General features: G+C 43.7%; 15 protein-coding genes. 9 read left to right on the forward strand and 6 right to left on the reverse strand.

Annotation, left to right across the window (positions count from 1 at the left end; all coding sequences use genetic code 11):
• Nucleotides 1–10: 10 nt before the first annotated feature.
• The 7 genes from hslO (at nucleotide 11) to ACE1AQ_RS20210 (ending at nucleotide 8,492) form a co-directional block, all read left to right on the forward strand.
• Nucleotides 11–925 (forward strand): Hsp33 family molecular chaperone HslO, encoded by a 915-nt coding sequence (gene hslO, locus ACE1AQ_RS20180; RefSeq protein WP_008196441.1) that lies wholly within the window; start codon nucleotides 11–13, stop codon nucleotides 923–925.
• Nucleotides 926–988: 63 nt separating this feature from the next.
• The gene (locus tag ACE1AQ_RS20185) at nucleotides 989–2,944 is read left to right on the forward strand and encodes a hypothetical protein (protein WP_008196443.1); all 1,956 of its coding nucleotides are present in this window, start codon (nucleotides 989–991) and stop codon (nucleotides 2,942–2,944) included.
• 476 nt (nucleotides 2,945–3,420) lie between these two features.
• A complete protein-coding gene (locus ACE1AQ_RS20190; protein WP_008196445.1) occupies nucleotides 3,421–4,632 on the forward strand; it encodes a pentapeptide repeat-containing protein in 1,212 nt (403 codons plus the stop codon).
• A gap of 393 nt (nucleotides 4,633–5,025) precedes the next feature.
• On the forward strand, nucleotides 5,026–5,601 hold the full coding sequence (locus ACE1AQ_RS20195) for a hypothetical protein (RefSeq protein ID WP_008196448.1): 576 nt from the start codon (nucleotides 5,026–5,028) through the stop codon (nucleotides 5,599–5,601).
• 1 nt (nucleotide 5,602) lies between these two features.
• The gene (locus ACE1AQ_RS20200) at nucleotides 5,603–7,282 is read left to right on the forward strand and encodes a glycosyltransferase family 39 protein (protein WP_110544544.1); all 1,680 of its coding nucleotides are present in this window, start codon (nucleotides 5,603–5,605) and stop codon (nucleotides 7,280–7,282) included.
• 11 nt (nucleotides 7,283–7,293) lie between these two features.
• Complete coding sequence (locus ACE1AQ_RS20205; protein WP_002739214.1) at nucleotides 7,294–7,503, forward strand: hypothetical protein; 210 nt, start codon at nucleotides 7,294–7,296, stop codon at nucleotides 7,501–7,503.
• Nucleotides 7,504–8,093: 590 nt separating this feature from the next.
• Nucleotides 8,094–8,492: a hypothetical protein gene (locus tag ACE1AQ_RS20210; protein ID WP_008196473.1), complete on the forward strand. Its 399-nt coding sequence runs from the start codon at nucleotides 8,094–8,096 to the stop codon at nucleotides 8,490–8,492.
• 106 nt (nucleotides 8,493–8,598) lie between these two features.
• On the opposite strand, the gene ACE1AQ_RS20215 is transcribed toward ACE1AQ_RS20210, so the two are convergent.
• The 5 genes from ACE1AQ_RS20215 to rpmH all read right to left on the reverse strand — a co-directional run bounded on the left by ACE1AQ_RS20215 (nucleotide 8,599) and on the right by rpmH (nucleotide 11,237).
• Nucleotides 8,599–9,093, reverse strand: a complete 495-nt coding sequence (locus ACE1AQ_RS20215) for a R3H domain-containing nucleic acid-binding protein (RefSeq protein ID WP_106909553.1) — start codon at nucleotides 9,091–9,093, stop codon at nucleotides 8,599–8,601.
• Complete coding sequence (gene yidC / locus ACE1AQ_RS20220) at nucleotides 9,093–10,241, reverse strand: membrane protein insertase YidC (protein ID WP_008196477.1); 1,149 nt, start codon at nucleotides 10,239–10,241, stop codon at nucleotides 9,093–9,095. Before yidC ends, ACE1AQ_RS20215 begins: the two co-directional genes overlap by 1 nt.
• A gap of 84 nt (nucleotides 10,242–10,325) precedes the next feature.
• Nucleotides 10,326–10,721 carry a PH domain-containing protein gene (locus tag ACE1AQ_RS20225; RefSeq protein ID WP_002763099.1) on the reverse strand — a complete coding sequence of 132 codons (396 nt, stop codon included), beginning with the start codon at nucleotides 10,719–10,721 and terminating at the stop codon, nucleotides 10,326–10,328.
• Nucleotides 10,711–11,073: a ribonuclease P protein component gene (gene rnpA / locus ACE1AQ_RS20230; protein WP_008196481.1), complete on the reverse strand. Its 363-nt coding sequence runs from the start codon at nucleotides 11,071–11,073 to the stop codon at nucleotides 10,711–10,713. The genes ACE1AQ_RS20225 and rnpA overlap by 11 nt, the downstream gene beginning before the upstream one ends.
• Nucleotides 11,074–11,099: 26 nt before the next feature.
• Nucleotides 11,100–11,237, reverse strand: a complete 138-nt coding sequence (gene rpmH, locus ACE1AQ_RS20235; RefSeq protein WP_002739276.1) for a 50S ribosomal protein L34 — start codon at nucleotides 11,235–11,237, stop codon at nucleotides 11,100–11,102.
• Between the two features lie 90 nt (nucleotides 11,238–11,327).
• Between rpmH and ACE1AQ_RS20240 the strand changes: the two genes are divergently transcribed.
• Both ACE1AQ_RS20240 and ACE1AQ_RS20245 read left to right on the forward strand, forming a co-directional pair.
• Nucleotides 11,328–13,292: an amylo-alpha-1,6-glucosidase gene (locus tag ACE1AQ_RS20240; protein ID WP_106909551.1), complete on the forward strand. Its 1,965-nt coding sequence runs from the start codon at nucleotides 11,328–11,330 to the stop codon at nucleotides 13,290–13,292.
• Between the two features lie 90 nt (nucleotides 13,293–13,382).
• The gene (locus ACE1AQ_RS20245; RefSeq protein ID WP_106909550.1) at nucleotides 13,383–14,042 is read left to right on the forward strand and encodes an HAD-IA family hydrolase; all 660 of its coding nucleotides are present in this window, start codon (nucleotides 13,383–13,385) and stop codon (nucleotides 14,040–14,042) included.
• Nucleotides 14,043–14,176: 134 nt separating this feature from the next.
• On the opposite strand, the gene grpE is transcribed toward ACE1AQ_RS20245, so the two are convergent.
• Entirely contained in the window at nucleotides 14,177–14,899 is a 723-nt protein-coding gene (grpE, locus tag ACE1AQ_RS20250) for a nucleotide exchange factor GrpE (protein WP_008196487.1), read from the reverse strand.
• Between the last annotated feature and the right edge of the window lie 14 nt (nucleotides 14,900–14,913).

Consider the following 14,913-nt stretch of genomic DNA (forward strand, 5'->3'; position numbering starts at 1 on the left):
AGTAAGTAGTATGGCAGATAAATTAATCCGCGCCACGGCCGCCGATAGCGGAATTAGAGTAGTCGGAGTGATTACCACTCGTTTAACCGAAGAAGCTCGCCAAAGACATAAATTATCTAACGTAGCCACCGCCGCTCTCGGCCGCACGATGGCATCGGCTTTACTCTTGGCTTCCAGTTTAAAAAAACCAGGTTCTAGGGTCAATATTCGCATTAAAGGCGACGGACCCCTGGGGGGTGTTTTAGTTGATGCCGGACTCGATGGCACGGTGCGGGGTTATGTGGACTATCCCCAGGTGGAATTACTCCCCAATGCTAAGGGTAAATTAGATGTGGGTCGCGCGGTGGGTAACAAGGGTTATGTGCGAGTCCTACGGGAAGAAAAAGGCGAGGAGAGAAATGAACTTCAAGAAAGCATCGTCGAGATAGTTTCTGGGGAAGTGGGGGAAGATATCGCCTACTATCTAGACCAATCGGAACAAATTCCCTCCGCTTTGCAAGTGGGGGTTTTTGTCGGTACGACCACAGGAGTGACGGCAGCCGGGGGAATTTTATTACAAGTTCTCTCTAAAGAAGCGGCCCGGGATGAGGTCTTAGTGGCTCGTTTAGAGTCGAGATTGCGAAAATTAACGGGATTTACGCCCCTTTTACGGGCGGGAAAAAGTCTAGAAGATATTTTTCAGGAACTTCTGGGAGATATGGGTCTAGAAATTTTTCCGGCTGTGCAGCTGCTGCGTTTTGATTGTGATTGTTCTTTTGAACGGGCCCTAGGAGCTTTAAAATTCCTCGGGGTCGATGAATTAAAAGATATTATCGAAAAGGATAAACAAGCGGAAGCCGTCTGTGAGTTTTGTCGGGAGGTATATAGCGCCGACGAGAGACAATTAATCGAATTAGTCGAGTCCCTACAAGCTGAATCTTGCTGAGAAGTTGGGCAATGAGCGCCATTAGGGTAAAATCTATCTAAAATATCTGCCGGGGAGTAGTGAATGTCTAAAGGAAAAGAATTAACCGAAAATCTAGTCAAACGAGAATCGATTGACTCCCTGACTCGTTGGCCAGAAAAAACTAAGTCTTTTCTTTTTCTCCTTTGGTACCGATACCAGCATCGTTTCACTTGGAAAGTTTGGGCGGCTTTATTTGTGGTGGTCTTTGGCGGTGTTGGCTTTCTCGCCACTTGGCAGTTATTCAATATGCAGAAGTCGCCCAATTGCCCGAAAATCTTCTGGCCTATCGCTTCTGCCTCCCTGCGTCTCTACTGCGCTCAACTTTCCGCCGATAGTCGCACCGTGGCAGGTTTACTCGAGGCAATTGCCCTGGTGGAAGCTTTACCCGAAGACCATCCCTTGCGCTCGCAGGTTAATCAACAGGTGGAAGAATGGGCGCGAGATATCCTGAATTTGGCGGAAAAAGACTATCAAGCGGGAAATTTAGAGCAAGCGATCACTAAAGCTCGTCAAATCCCCAATAATATGGCAGTAGCGGCAATTATTGAAGAAAGAATCGCTAAGTGGCAAGGAACTTGGACGGAAGGCAACGAGATCTTAAGCAAACTAGAGGAAAATCTCCGCGCTTCCAACTGGAATCAATCTTTCCGTCTGGCAGTGGATTTATTGAACTTAAATAACGAATATTGGGCAACGGTTAAATATAATGAAGCGCTCGCTAAAATTACCGTCGCCCGGGAAGATAGCAGTAAATTAGATAATGCCTTTAATCTCTTTGCCCGGGGCGGTCTCGACAATTGGTTGAAAGTCATCGAAGAAGCTAGAAAAATTCAAGCCAGCAGTTATGCCTATCAGGAGGCACAAAAATTAATCGGGAAAACCGAGGATAAACTAAAAGAATACGCCGAAAGATTAATTAAGCGCAAGCAATGGCAAGCTCTCCGGGATTTGGCTAACCAAACCCCCAAAGACCTCAAAATTAAAGAAGATGTCACCGATTGGTCCGTCTTGTCTGAAGCGGCCTTAGATGCGGAAGCCGGCACGGTGGACGGATTGGAAGCTGGCATACTGGGACTAGAACAAATCGACCCTTCTCGACCCCTCCATCAAATGGCCCTAGGCATGAGGGAGCGCTGGCAGTTACAGGTACAGGATCTAAGAATACTGTCCGAGGCTAGGGATTTAGCACAAGCTGGGACGGTCGAACAGTATAGCGCCGCTATCGCAAAAGCGGGCGAGGTTCCCCGGGATAATCCCCTCTGGTGGCAAGCACAGCAGGAAATTGGCTCTTGGAATCGTCAAATACAAGTGATTGAAGACCGGCCGATTTTAGAACGGGCCAGGGAAATCTCTATCCCCGGCGATATTAATTCCCTCAGTAACGCTATTATTCAGGCCCGGGCCATTGGCAAGAATCGGGCCCTATACCGAGATGCTCAACGGGAAATTGGCGGCTGGCAAGGGCGGATTGAACGCATGGAGGATCAACCCATTTTAGATCAGGCCCAAGCTTTGGCCAATCTCAAAGACTATAGCACAGCGATCGAAACTGCCAATCAAATTCCCCCCGGTCGCGCGCTTTCCTCGGAAGCGTCCCAAAATATCCGTCTTTGGCGCCGAGAGTTGCGGGCCCGTCAAAATCTCCAGCAGGCTAATCAATTAGCGGCGACGGGAACCCCAGAAGGTTTAACCCGGGCGATTGCTTTAGTTACCAATATTTCCACTAAAACCGATGCGGGTGTGCAACGGACTGAATTGCTGGAACGTTGGAGTTATCAGCTTTTGTCTTTAGCCACGGACCTGGCTAATAATGGCCGTTATCTGGAAGCTATTGGCCTGGCTGAATCCGTATCCCCGGAAAGTACCGCTTACAGTTCGGCTCGCTCCCAAATGCAAGGCTGGCGCAATATTCTCCAACCTCCGGCCCCGGCGCCAATAGTTGAATCGACTCCCCTTTCCCCAGAGTCCCCGATAGAAACACCAAGTCCGGGTCAATAATCAGTTTTAGAGGCTGTTTTTGCCGTGGATTACCCCTAAAAAAGTCCCCCATCCCCAGGGATCTGTCCAGTTAAATCTGTATTATACTAAATCCGGTTATTAAAGACTGATTATCTATTCCTCCTCTTGCCCCTTGCCTATCCTGATGATATTTAGCCTATACTCAACGGATTTAGTATAAAAACCAATTTAGTATAAATTGCCAAAAAATAACCAAAGCCAATTTTAAAAAGATAATAGTTGTTATCAATTAAGTTAATCAATCAAGCAAAAAACAGATCTCCGTAATTTCTATAAACCTCCTGCATAATTAATTTTTCATGGTTCAAAAATAGCCAAAATAAGGATTAAATAACATAAAATCTGTCAATAGACCATTTAACTGATTATTATTCATTCTTAATTCTCCTGACTACTGACTACTGGCTACTGACTCCTAACCCTAAAAACGATTTTTGATTTCTGCAAGAGGTCTTATGAAAGCAAGTGAGGTACTGGATTTATATGCCAAGGGCAAACGCAATTTTACAGGAGTAAAATTAAAAGGACAGTGTTTTCAAGGAAAGAATTTATCGGGGGCTAATTTTAGTAAAGCTGACCTCCGTGGCACTAATTTTCAAGGGGCTATTTTAGAGAAAACTAAATTTACCGAGGCTAGGGCAGGATTACTAAGGCGCGGTCAGCTACAATTAATTTTAATTTCTTGGTTAATAGCGGCTATCTGCGCCTTTGTGTGGGGATTAGCTGGTTATTATCTAGCTTTAATGCTGGTGACAGATGTAACCGGATTTAAAATCATTGGTGCGGGTATAATCACGATTTTATCTCTAATTTACGGAATATTTTATCGTCAGCGAGTTGGGGGATTGCCCTTAGTTTTATCCTTGATTTCTGGCCAAGCAATAAGTTTTACCCTAGCAATTGTCATCAGCTTAACTTTAACTTTATTGACAGTAATTATATTAGCTTTTCAAGGGGCATTAGCAGGAATAGCTGTGATGAATGTAACTTTTTCTATAGCTTTGATTTTTGGGGTTTGTGGTACTTTATTCACCGCTTATCTGGCCTGGTTATCCCTAGAAGAATCGAGAGAAACGCTTGCGAAATCCATGGCCATTGCTTTTTTAGCCAGTAAGGGTACAAATTTTTGCGGGGCAAATCTCCAAGAAGCGGATTTCACGGGAGCGCAGTTAAAAGCCACTGATTTAAGGGCAAAAGATTTAACTAGAACTCGATTTTATCTGGTATCGGGCATCGAGCGAGCGCGTTGGGAAAAGACAATTCTGTCCGAAGTTGCGATGAGAAATCTTCTGGTGACTGGTCAAGGGGAAAATAAAGCTTATATTGGCTATAATTTTCGCGGACTGAATCTTTACGGGTATAACTTCAAAAATGCCAACCTGACTAGGGCAAATTTCAGCGAGGCAAATTTAGCCTACGCTAATCTAGAAGGGGCTAATTTAGCCCATAGTAACGTGATGAGAGCCAATTTACAGGCAGCCACCCTGACGGGCGCTTGTATCGAAGCCTGGAAAATCGCCGAAAATACCAATTTAGAAGGGGTTGATTGTGATTATATCTATTTAATTGAGTCCGAGGAAGAGCGCCGTCCCAGAGAGGGAGAATTTGGGGAAGGGGAATTCCGGCAATTGGCCCTGGAGCAACGAAAATTGTATATTAACGAATAAGTGGACTTCTGCCTAATATTATCTCAAGGCTAAAATTCTGTCTAGACAAGAAACTTGCCCAAATAAAAATGATTTTAATGGCCCCCAGATTTTTTCGGTTAAAACGACGGATATAAATTTCAGTGTAGCACGACGGGGTTTTAAACCCAAATTGACGAGACACGAGCGGAAAAAACAGCCTTCTGAACCTGCCCATTGAGGGAATAGATGTTCAGACAGAGAGAAAAGTCTTGTCTGGAAACTCCACCGATTAATCATAACTGAGAATTTTTTTAGCTGATGCTTGATTTTTTTCGGTAAATAGGGAATCGGGAACAGTAAAAAAGCAATATTCGTCGTCAATCTGGATAAATAATCGGTAAATTCCCTAAAAACTCAGATATTCTCGAGAATATGACCTTAAAAACCGCGATTATGACCATAAAATTTCCCTGGCCCTTAGTTTTAGGATTATCTATTGTTATTATTGACAATGGGCAATATTTGAGAGCAGAAACGGTAACTTTGAGCGAAAGTCAACGGCAACAACTGCGATCGCTAGATGCTAAGATTATTTTACCTAACTATATCCCCCCCGGATTTCAGGCCAGCGAGATTAAAATCCTCGCAGAAGAGGGGAAAGGATACGCAGTACTCTTTGAAAATGCCGAGAATAGCTGTTTTTTGGTGGAAGGAATCGAAAACGCCAGGGGCGATGATGGTTTAGAATTAGAGGGAACCCTAGCGCTCAATTCCCCACTATTTGGAGAAGGATACTGGCTTAATTATGGTACACCCAAAGACTCGGAATTAAGGCAACAATTCCCCGAACCCGATTTGTATTCCGATTGGATGAAAATGGGAGAATATTTTTATCGTCTCAGTGGGGCATTAATTGCCCGGGAGGATTATGATTATCCTAATTGCCGTCAAGATATTTCCCCATCGGAAGCGGTTAAAATAATCGAATCTTTTGGAGATAACAATTAAATTGAATTTATCTACAGTCATTTCTAATCTACAACAAAAAGGCAAGGAGCGGTTAGCTTGGTCTGATTTTTGTTGGTTAGGATTAGTAATAATTTTGGGACTGGTTATTAGGTTAACACAATTAACGAGCAAACCTCCCTGGACGGATGAATTTGCCACTATGGTTTTTAGTATTGGCAATAATTACCAGATAGTGCCGTTAAATCAAATAATTTCCCTAGACACTTTATTAGCACCTCTCCAGAGCAACCATCAGGCAACTATTGCCGATGTAATTAAATTAGTTATTCAGGAGGACAATCATCCACCTTTATATTTTATTTTCGCCTATCTCTGGAATAAATTATTCTTTGATCGGGGAGAATATGTATCTTTAGAAGGAATGCGATCGCTGGCAGTATTTTGGGGAGTTATTTCGATTCCTCTAATTTATTTTATCAGTAAATTGGTCTTTAAATCTGGCTCGATCGCTTTTCTGTCGGCGATTTTAATGGCGGTTTCTCCCTACGGAGTTTTTATCTCCCAAGAAGCACGCCATTATACTCTAGCGGTTGTATTTGTCCTCATATCTTTAGGCTGTTTTCTGAGGGCAAGCGGCAAAATTGTTCACCGTCAGAGAATATCCTATACTTTGGGTTTTTTCTGGTTAATTGTCAACTGTCTAGGGTTATTAGTTCACTATTTTTTTAGTTTAACTATCCTAGCGGAAGCGATAACTTTATTATGGATTTTATTCAATCAAATCAAACAAAAAAACTTTTGGATAACTAATTGGTGGCGTTTAAGTTTAGTTTTTTTAGGTAACTTGAGCTTTATTATTATTTGGTTTATCACGGTTGTCCCCAAAGATTATGGCAATCAGATGACCGGTTGGATTCAGAGAGAGAATGATAGTTTTTTGGCAGTAATCAGCCCCTTTTTTCAATTGCTGGGAACATTAATTACTATGCTTTCCCTGCTCCCAGTCGAATCAGAATCTTTAATAATTATCTTGATTTCTGGGGCAATAATGATCGGTTTTTTTCTCTGGATTATCCCACAATTAAAAACAGCATGGCTAGACTGCTATAAACCAGAATTAGGCATTCTCTCGGCATTTTTCCTCAGTTCAATTGCTATTTTCTTTGTCATCACCTATCTGCTTGCGATCGATATTACCCGGGGAGCTAGATATAGTTTTGTTTACTTTCCCTCGGTAATTTTAATTCTAGCAATTTTATTAGATAATTGTTGGCATAGGCAGCGGAAAAGAATAGTAATTATTGTAATTATCATGGCTTTAGTTAGTTCCCTAAGTGTTACTTTTAATTTAGGCTATCGTAAGTATTATCGCCCAGATAAATTAGTTACCACTATCGAAAATAATAGCCGTTATCCGTTAGTAATTGCCACTAGCTATAGGAGTTTGGTGCAGGTGGGAGAAATGATGGGAATTGCTTGGGAATTTAACCAAAGATTTCCCGATAAAAACCCTAAGTTTCTCTTAGTTAACTCAGAACAAAAGCCAAATTTTAATCTGTCATCTTCTCCCCCTTTTGAATTATGGCTAATTAATTTCCATTCTGCAATAGATCTATCGGACTGTCAACTCTCAGAGTTATCCTCCAATTATGTAACGGGTTATCAATATCAAAAGTTTCTCTGTGGGCGCTCGATGGAGTATAATAACAAAGTTAAGTAGGGCTATTAACTATGATTATTTGGGTAAATGAACAGATTGACCCCTGCGGTTTAGTACAAGCTTGTATTGCCTGTCAAGACGAACAAGCGGCAAAAGATTGTCATCAAAGTTGGTTAACCAGTCTTACGGACGAACAAAAACAAGCGGGATGGGTGGCAGTTTTAAGAACCGTAGAATCTTGGGATGATGTACCTGTAAATGCCCTGAAGTTAAGTTATTAACTAGGGTTTGCGGCAAAAAGTTTTGCGTGGGTGTGGGGTGTTTTTAAAGTTGAATGGGGAGTTAATCCCACTATTAACAACGTCAATCGATGACAAAATTTTGGCTGCCAGAGCTTTGAGAGCAAAAACAGGCGAAAAGACAGAAGAGAAAGGAGATATCTGGCTAAAATAACGTCAGTTTCGGTTAAGCAGATTGGGTGCATCTCACATTTGCAGAAATACCGATAATCAGCAATTATCAGTGACTCTTAGATGATGACAAATGTATCAGCAGCTGCCTGTAAGCATCCCACCGAAAAGCTAATGCGCGGGGGGTTTGGGGGCGGCGCCACGCCCCCAACGGGGGGTTTGGGGGGTAGAACCCCCCAAAAGCTGGGATTGAGTGATAAAATCGCAAGTAACGCCCAATTTTATCGAGGAGTTTCCCCGTAAAAATCCCAACTTGGTAGATTTACAAACATGAGATGCACCCAGCAGATTTTGCCATGACTTTCAGGAAAGAATAGGACTGACTGGCTAAGGTAAAATTAGGGTTTCGGCTTATCTTGAACTGAGGTTAAAATAAAAAATATTTCAGTTATCAATTTTTCATGAATATCAGACAAGAAATCACTTTATTGATGATGTGCATGGCATTTTCGAGTACATTTTTCGGTGAGGTTTTCGCTGCTCCACGTCTTGACTGGCACAGTGCCGATTTTGAAGGTCTGCGAGTAATTGCCGAGTCAGCTTGGAAGACCGAATACGAAGCAAAGAAACGCGGGGAAGAACTACACTTCAAATATGAATTTCAAAATCTGGGTATTCTTTGGATTCCTTACTATAGTAATCTATCGGGAAAATCGCTCTATCAAACAATTATCGTTCCAGAGGGCAATTGTGATCGATTTTTACAAGAGAATATTCGACGAATCAATCGCGATGCCTACTGCTTTACACCCAGTAATCGTGGTTTAGCCCCCAACCGTCGAGGTGGTCGGATTTTCTAATTTTATATCTCCCTGGCTGTGGTAATTCTCAACTCAATTTTAGAGTGAGCAAGAAGGCTAAAGCCTAAAATAAAAAAGAGGGCAGGTTTTACCCCACCCTTTGATCCTACTTTAAACGAATTACTAACCGGCGATCGGGTTCCACGCCGCGACTTTCCGTGGTTAAATCGTTTTCTTCCTGAAAAAAGGCATGGATTTGGCGACGTTCCGCCGAAGATAGGGCTTTTAATTCTATTTCCTGTCCTGTTTGCCGCACTTGCGTCGCCGCTTGATTCACCCAGTCGAAAAGTTCTGACTGTCTTTGTTGACGATAGCCATTGATTTCGACAATATAGAACTGATGTTCTGCCAACTCGACACCAATATTCAGAATCGTATTAGCTAGGGATTGAATCGCATCCAGTCCCTCACCCTTATTAGCGAGGAGGAGTTCCACTTGTTGGGGACTCAATTGACTACTATCAATAATTAACCAACAGGAGGAAGGTCCAGTTCCCAATTCCTGCACTCCAATCTGGACATCTGCGGTCATGGCCATCAACTTTAGCAGTTTTTCCAGCCATTGTTTAGCGTTCTCGCTATTTTGCTCCCATATACTCATTACGATGTTTTTTCCTTTTTCTTGCTAGAACGTTTTTCAAAGGGGAGAGCATCGCGGGATTTTTCCGTTTTTTCCTGTTCCGCTACCAATTTTTGCAGGTTTTCCGGTAAAGGTTCCCGCATCAAAATCACCGTTTGAATAGTTTGGAAGATGTTCGCAGTTAGGATATACATCAATACCCCCGCCGGTAAGGGGAAAAACAGGAACATCATACTAAAAATTATCGGGGTGATTTTATTCACCGTTTGCTGTTGTTGGGCTGCTCCCCCCGAAGGTGCGCCGGCACCGGATAACTCTTGGTTAACATAGATACTAATACCGAAAGCGATCACCATCGCCAAGATATCCCAGTGAATTTCACCATTGGCACCGGTTGCCCCAATTCTTCCCAGGGCCTCAATAAAGAGAAAACCCGTATTAGCGGCAATCCCCGGCACGATAACTTTAATACTGGCATCTCCGGGGGCTAAAGCGACGATGGAACCGTCTTCATTAACCTGCACCAGTTCTTGCCCTTTAAGCACCTCGTAGGTGGGTTTTAGGTTATTTTCCGGTACTTCCGTGGCTAATTGGCTTAAAGACTTGCCCTGGTCGTTTTGCAAGTCGATTTTTACCTGTTCTCCCGGGGCGATTTTATTGCCTTGGGGTAAAAAGGCGGTAATGGGATAGTGGAGAGACTCGTCAATATAGACGTTTTGGGGTTTGGTGGCATAGGGTTGGCGCTGCACGAGGGCGATTTGTTCAGCCGGCAGCACCTGTAAATCGACGGTATAGTTAATATCCGAGAAGGGGGAACCCCGCAGCGTCGCAAATAAAGCCAAAAGAATCGGCATTTGTAATAGCAGGGGTAAACAACCGGCCAGGGGATTGCCCAACTCCTGCATTAATTTGCCCATTTCCTCCTGTTGTTTTTGCGGGTCATTTTTGTAGCGTTGTTGAATTTCTGCCTGTCTTTCCTTCATCAAGGGTTGAGTGATTCGCATTTTTCTCATATTGCGAATCTGGCCGGCACTGAGGGGAAAGACGGCAAATCTCACCACCAGCGTTAAAGCAATGATGGCGAAACCGTAACTATGCACAATCCGAAAGAAAAAATCTAGGATTGGCAACATGATATTTGTGGAAATAAATCCGACTCCAAAATCCATGGGTTTAATCTATGTCTTCTCGTTTAATGGGGTGGCACTGTAACAAATCTAATTTATCGAATCGAGGCGATCGATTATTTTGTTTTATTGACTGATGATCGATTCTAGGGGACGACCGGTTTTATCGGCGACTCTTTCGGCAATATAGTCATGAATTTCCCGAAATTTCGGCATCGCGCGCATTTCTAAACGACTTCTATCCTTGAGAGTTACGACAATATCCCCCCAAATACCAATTCCTCTCGGCATTTTTGCCACTTTTGCCACTTCTGAATAGATAATATCCGTGCGATCGCGTCCCATCCAACCCCCGGTGATCGAAATCCGCCGATCGGTTATCTTATATCTTAACCAGATTGCCCGTACCACTGCCCCAACGGTCAAAGGTAAACAAATCACCGTAAATCCTAGCAGTATATTGATGATTAGGTCGCCGATGTGCGGACCGCCTTCATAAAAAGTTTCTTCTTTAATGCCCATGAATTATATTCGCCTTCACTAACAACTGCTTTAATTCTCGCAAAAAATGTTCATAATTGCACTCGATCGCCCCTAGACGGATAATGATTATCCCTCGCCATCCTGCTGCTATTTCTGGCAATAACTGCCGAATTACCGCTCGTATTTGTCTTTTTAGTCGATTACGAACCACCGCTTTTTTACTAACTTTCTTGCTAATCGAGATACCAAAACGACTGGGGCCGGGGGCATCTGGGCAAGAATCCTCTAAACTAATTAAGGTTAAGTGGGAACCGTGATAACGCCTCCCTTTTCCATAGACAGCTTGAAAATCCTGTCGATGTTTTAAGCGATGAATTTGGGGTAGTCCCACGAAAATTAGTCGGTTCCCAGAATAACCTAAACACTTAAACGATAGCGCCCTCTTTTCCGACGAGCTTTAATGACTTTACGTCCGTTGACGCTACGCATTCTCGCTCTAAATCCAGAAGTGCGCTTCTGTTTGCGCGTGGTTCCTTCTAAAGTACGTTTACTCACTGCCGATTTTCCTCCTTAAGATAGAGTTACTCTATAGATATAAAGACACAATTTTTGATTATAACAAAATTACTAGGAATTGGGAAGCTCATGGTCAAGCTCCGTTTCGGTCGGGATATCTGTAATTGTCTGCTGGTGGCTGAAAAGCGGGAATGGTTAGTCACTAATGGTATTGGGGGTTTTGCTGCGGGAACTGTGGCCGGATTGCTAACTCGCTGTTATCATGGCCTGTTGATCGCTGCTTTGGCTCCACCGACGAAAAGAACGCTGCTAGTGACTAAAATCGATGAATCGGTACAATATAACCAGAAACTTTATCATCTGGCCAGCAATCGCTGGTTAGGTGCTACGATCGAACCGCAAGGCTATATTAATATCGAAAGTTTTCATCTGGAAGGCACAATTCCCGTCTGGACTTTTACCTGCGGGGATGCCTTGCTAGAAAAGCGTATCTGGATGGAACAGGGAGAAAATACCACCTATGCTCGCTACACCTACCTTCGTGGCAATTCTCCCCTAACTCTCAATCTGACTGCTTTTGTCAATTATCGTGATTTTCACGGCAATACCCAGAGTTTTAACTGGCAAATGGATATTAGTCCTCTGGAAAAAGGAGTCAGAGTGATTGCCTATGACCATGCTGTACCTTTTTATCTATTAATCAGTCAGGGACAGGTTTTTCCTGCTCATATCTGGTATTATCGCTTTGATTTGGCCGTGGAACGTTATCGTGGTTTAATCGATCGGGAAAATCATCTCCATGGTGCTAGTTTTTCGGCTACTCTTAAAGTGGGAGAATCGGTGACAATTGCCGCTAGTACCCGTCCCGATCCGAATTTAGACGGTCAATCTTCTCTAGAGTCTCGCTATCGCTACGAGAATAGTCTGATTAATCCCCAGCAGCCACCATGGATTCAACAACTTACCCTCGCTGCCGACCAGTTTATCGTTAGTCGTCCTCTCCGGGATCAACCGGAGGGCAAAACGATAATCGCGGGTTATCCTTGGTTTGGTGATTGGGGTCGCGATACGATGATCTCCCTAAGAGGATTAACTTTGACTACAGGCAGACCTGCGATCGCGCGTCAGATTTTACTAACTTTTTCCCGTTATCTAGACCGGGGTTTATTGCCCAATTTACTGCCCGATGGGGGAGAAATGCCCGAATATAACGCTGTCGATGCTATTCTTTGGTATTTTGAAGCCATTCGTTCCTATTTTAACCAAAGCCAAGATTTTGAGTTTCTGAAAACTATTTATCCCGCTTTAAAGGAAGTGATCGCTTGGTTTCGTCGCGGTACTCGCTACAATATTCACCTAGATGACGATGGTTTGATCTATGCCGGCGAAACGGGAGTACAGTTAACTTGGATGGATGCCAAAGTTGATGATCTGGTGATTACTCCCCGCATCGGCAAACCCGTAGAAATTAATGCCCTTTGGTTCAATGCCCTAAAAATTATGGTTCAATTTGCCCATTATTTGGGCATGGATGCCACTGATTACGAAAAAATGAGAAAAATGACCTTAAAAGGGTTTTCTCGCTTCTGGGATGATTCTCTGGGGTATTGTTACGATGTTTTAGATACGGACAAGGGCAATGATGCCAGTTTACGACCGAATCAACTTTTTGCCGTGTCCTTGTCGGTGGAGGAGTTATTAAATTTCCCACAGAAAAAGGCCATTGTCGATATTTGTACTGTCAAACTGTTGACTTCTCGCGGTTTGCGATCGCTAACTACCGATCATCCCGATTACCGTGGCGTTTACAGTGGCGATCGCCTAAAAAGAGATAGTGCTTACCATCAGGGGACAGTCTGGGGATGGTTATTAGGGGCATTTATCGAAGCCCATCTGAAAGTCTATCGCGATCCTATCCTAGCTGAGAGTTTTTTAACACCGATGATCGACCATCTTCGGGATAGCTGTATCGGTAATTTAAGTGAAATTTTCGATGGTAATGCCCCTTTTACCCCTAGGGGAGCTTTTGCCCAAGCATGGACGGTGGCAGAGGCATTAAGGGTTTGGGAAGCGATCCGAGAATTTCGGCCATAATCCTTTAAAATGAGCAATTGTTAGGTGTGTTAGGCCAGCTAAAAGGCCGACCCTAAAAACCTCAGTTCGATGGTTATAGACAAAACTCTCATGCAGAAACCGCAAGTTATTTTTCTCGATGCTGTGGGGACCATTTTTGGAGTAAAAGGCAGTGTCGGAGCAATTTATAGTCAAATAGCGGCGGATTTTGGGGTAGAAGTGGCGGCCGAGAGACTAGAACAATCTTTCTCGGCTATTTTCCCCACTTCTCCCCCCCTGGCTTTTCCTAAGGTTGAACCGGCACAAATTCCTGAGTTAGAGTATCGCTGGTGGCGATCGCTGACTGGAGCAGTTTTTAATGATTTAGGTTATCTGGAAAGATTTCCCGATTTTGAGGCTTTTTTTGGCGAACTTTACCGTCATTTTGCCACGGCCGAGCCTTGGGGGCTGTACGAGGATGTCATTCCTGCTTTAAGACTCTGGCAGATTCAGGGGATCGAGTTGGGCATTATTTCTAATTTTGATAGTCGTATCTACCAAGTTTTGGCCGAATTAGGCTTAGAATATTTTTTTCGATCGATCACGATTTCTTCTCAGGTAGGAGCAGCTAAACCCGCTCCTGAAATTTTTCAAATCGCCCTGCAAAAACATGATTGTCCTCCCGCACAAGCTTGGCATATTGGCGATAGTAAAAAAGAGGACTACCAAGGGGCAAAAGCCTTGGGTATAGAAGCGTTTTTAATTAAAAGATCCAGAGGGTTTGCTGAATAAATCTAAAAACCTTCTCCCCACTTCCCACTTCCCACTTCCCACTTTCAAGTCAGTGGGGATAGGGGACAGGGAGGGAATACAGACCCTACCAGCTAATACCTAAACCTCGAACTGGTTTAATCCCCATGGAGATTTTAGACCGATTCCTGGGATGGAATGGAAGTAGATTCTGACTGATCAGCGTTAGGATCTGTCTCTTTGGGGGCGGCCACTTTTACCAAAGCATGACGCAGGACCTGTTCTCCGAGAGTGTATCCTCGCACTAACTGCTCGATCACCGTGCCTTCCGGATATTCATCGGTGTACTCCCGCATCATCGCTTCGTGGTGGGTGGGATCAAAGGGTTGACCTTCCGGACGCATGGGGGAAACGCCTAAACGCTTGAGACTCTCTACTAAGGTTTTACAGACCCCTTGGTAACTCCTGTGAATAGCCGTTTCGCCATCATTAGCCGGTTTAATGTGAGTACGGGCGCGCTCAAAATTATCCACCACGCCAAGAATTTCCATCAGGGTTTTGCCCTTGATTTTTGTTTCCAGTTCCTCTTTTTCCTTGGCTGTGCGCTTGCGAAAATTGTCGAACTCGGCCGCTAGAGTGATATAGCGTTTCTTGTAGGCATCAACCTGTTGGGTTTGCTCCTCTAACTGCTGTTTGAGAGTGTCGATTTCCTCTTCTAGAGCATCGATAGTCATTCCGCCTAGGAGGGAAAATTCCTCGCTAGAGGCGGACTTGTCCGTTACCGTTTTGGCTTCATCGGTGACACTGGCTTCTGATTCGGTGCTAAGGGATTCGGGGGAATTAGGAAAGGATTCTTGGTTTTCGTCGAAAATTGTTGAGTTATTCGGTTCTGCACTCATGGTATACAATTATA

Origin of the sequence: Microcystis sp. BLCC-F209 (assembly GCF_041928595.1) — a bacterium.
Lineage (GTDB): Bacteria > Cyanobacteriota > Cyanobacteriia > Cyanobacteriales > Microcystaceae > Microcystis.

Coding starts and splice junctions, on each gene's coding strand:
- ACE1AQ_RS20185 (WP_008196443.1), top strand. CDS start 989: ATGTCTAAAGGAAAAGAATTAACCGAAAATCTAGTCAAACGAGAATCG.
- ACE1AQ_RS20245 (WP_106909550.1), top strand. CDS start 13,383: ATGCAGAAACCGCAAGTTATTTTTCTCGATGCTGTGGGGACCATTTTT.
- grpE (WP_008196487.1), bottom strand. CDS start 14,899: ATGAGTGCAGAACCGAATAACTCAACAATTTTCGACGAAAACCAAGAA.
- yidC (WP_008196477.1), bottom strand. CDS start 10,241: ATGGATTTTGGAGTCGGATTTATTTCCACAAATATCATGTTGCCAATC.
- ACE1AQ_RS20195 (WP_008196448.1), top strand. CDS start 5,026: ATGACCTTAAAAACCGCGATTATGACCATAAAATTTCCCTGGCCCTTA.
- ACE1AQ_RS20205 (WP_002739214.1), top strand. CDS start 7,294: ATGATTATTTGGGTAAATGAACAGATTGACCCCTGCGGTTTAGTACAA.
- ACE1AQ_RS20225 (WP_002763099.1), bottom strand. CDS start 10,721: ATGGGCATTAAAGAAGAAACTTTTTATGAAGGCGGTCCGCACATCGGC.
- ACE1AQ_RS20215 (WP_106909553.1), bottom strand. CDS start 9,093: ATGAGTATATGGGAGCAAAATAGCGAGAACGCTAAACAATGGCTGGAA.
- ACE1AQ_RS20240 (WP_106909551.1), top strand. CDS start 11,328: ATGGTCAAGCTCCGTTTCGGTCGGGATATCTGTAATTGTCTGCTGGTG.
- hslO (WP_008196441.1), top strand. CDS start 11: ATGGCAGATAAATTAATCCGCGCCACGGCCGCCGATAGCGGAATTAGA.
- ACE1AQ_RS20190 (WP_008196445.1), top strand. CDS start 3,421: ATGAAAGCAAGTGAGGTACTGGATTTATATGCCAAGGGCAAACGCAAT.
- ACE1AQ_RS20210 (WP_008196473.1), top strand. CDS start 8,094: ATGAATATCAGACAAGAAATCACTTTATTGATGATGTGCATGGCATTT.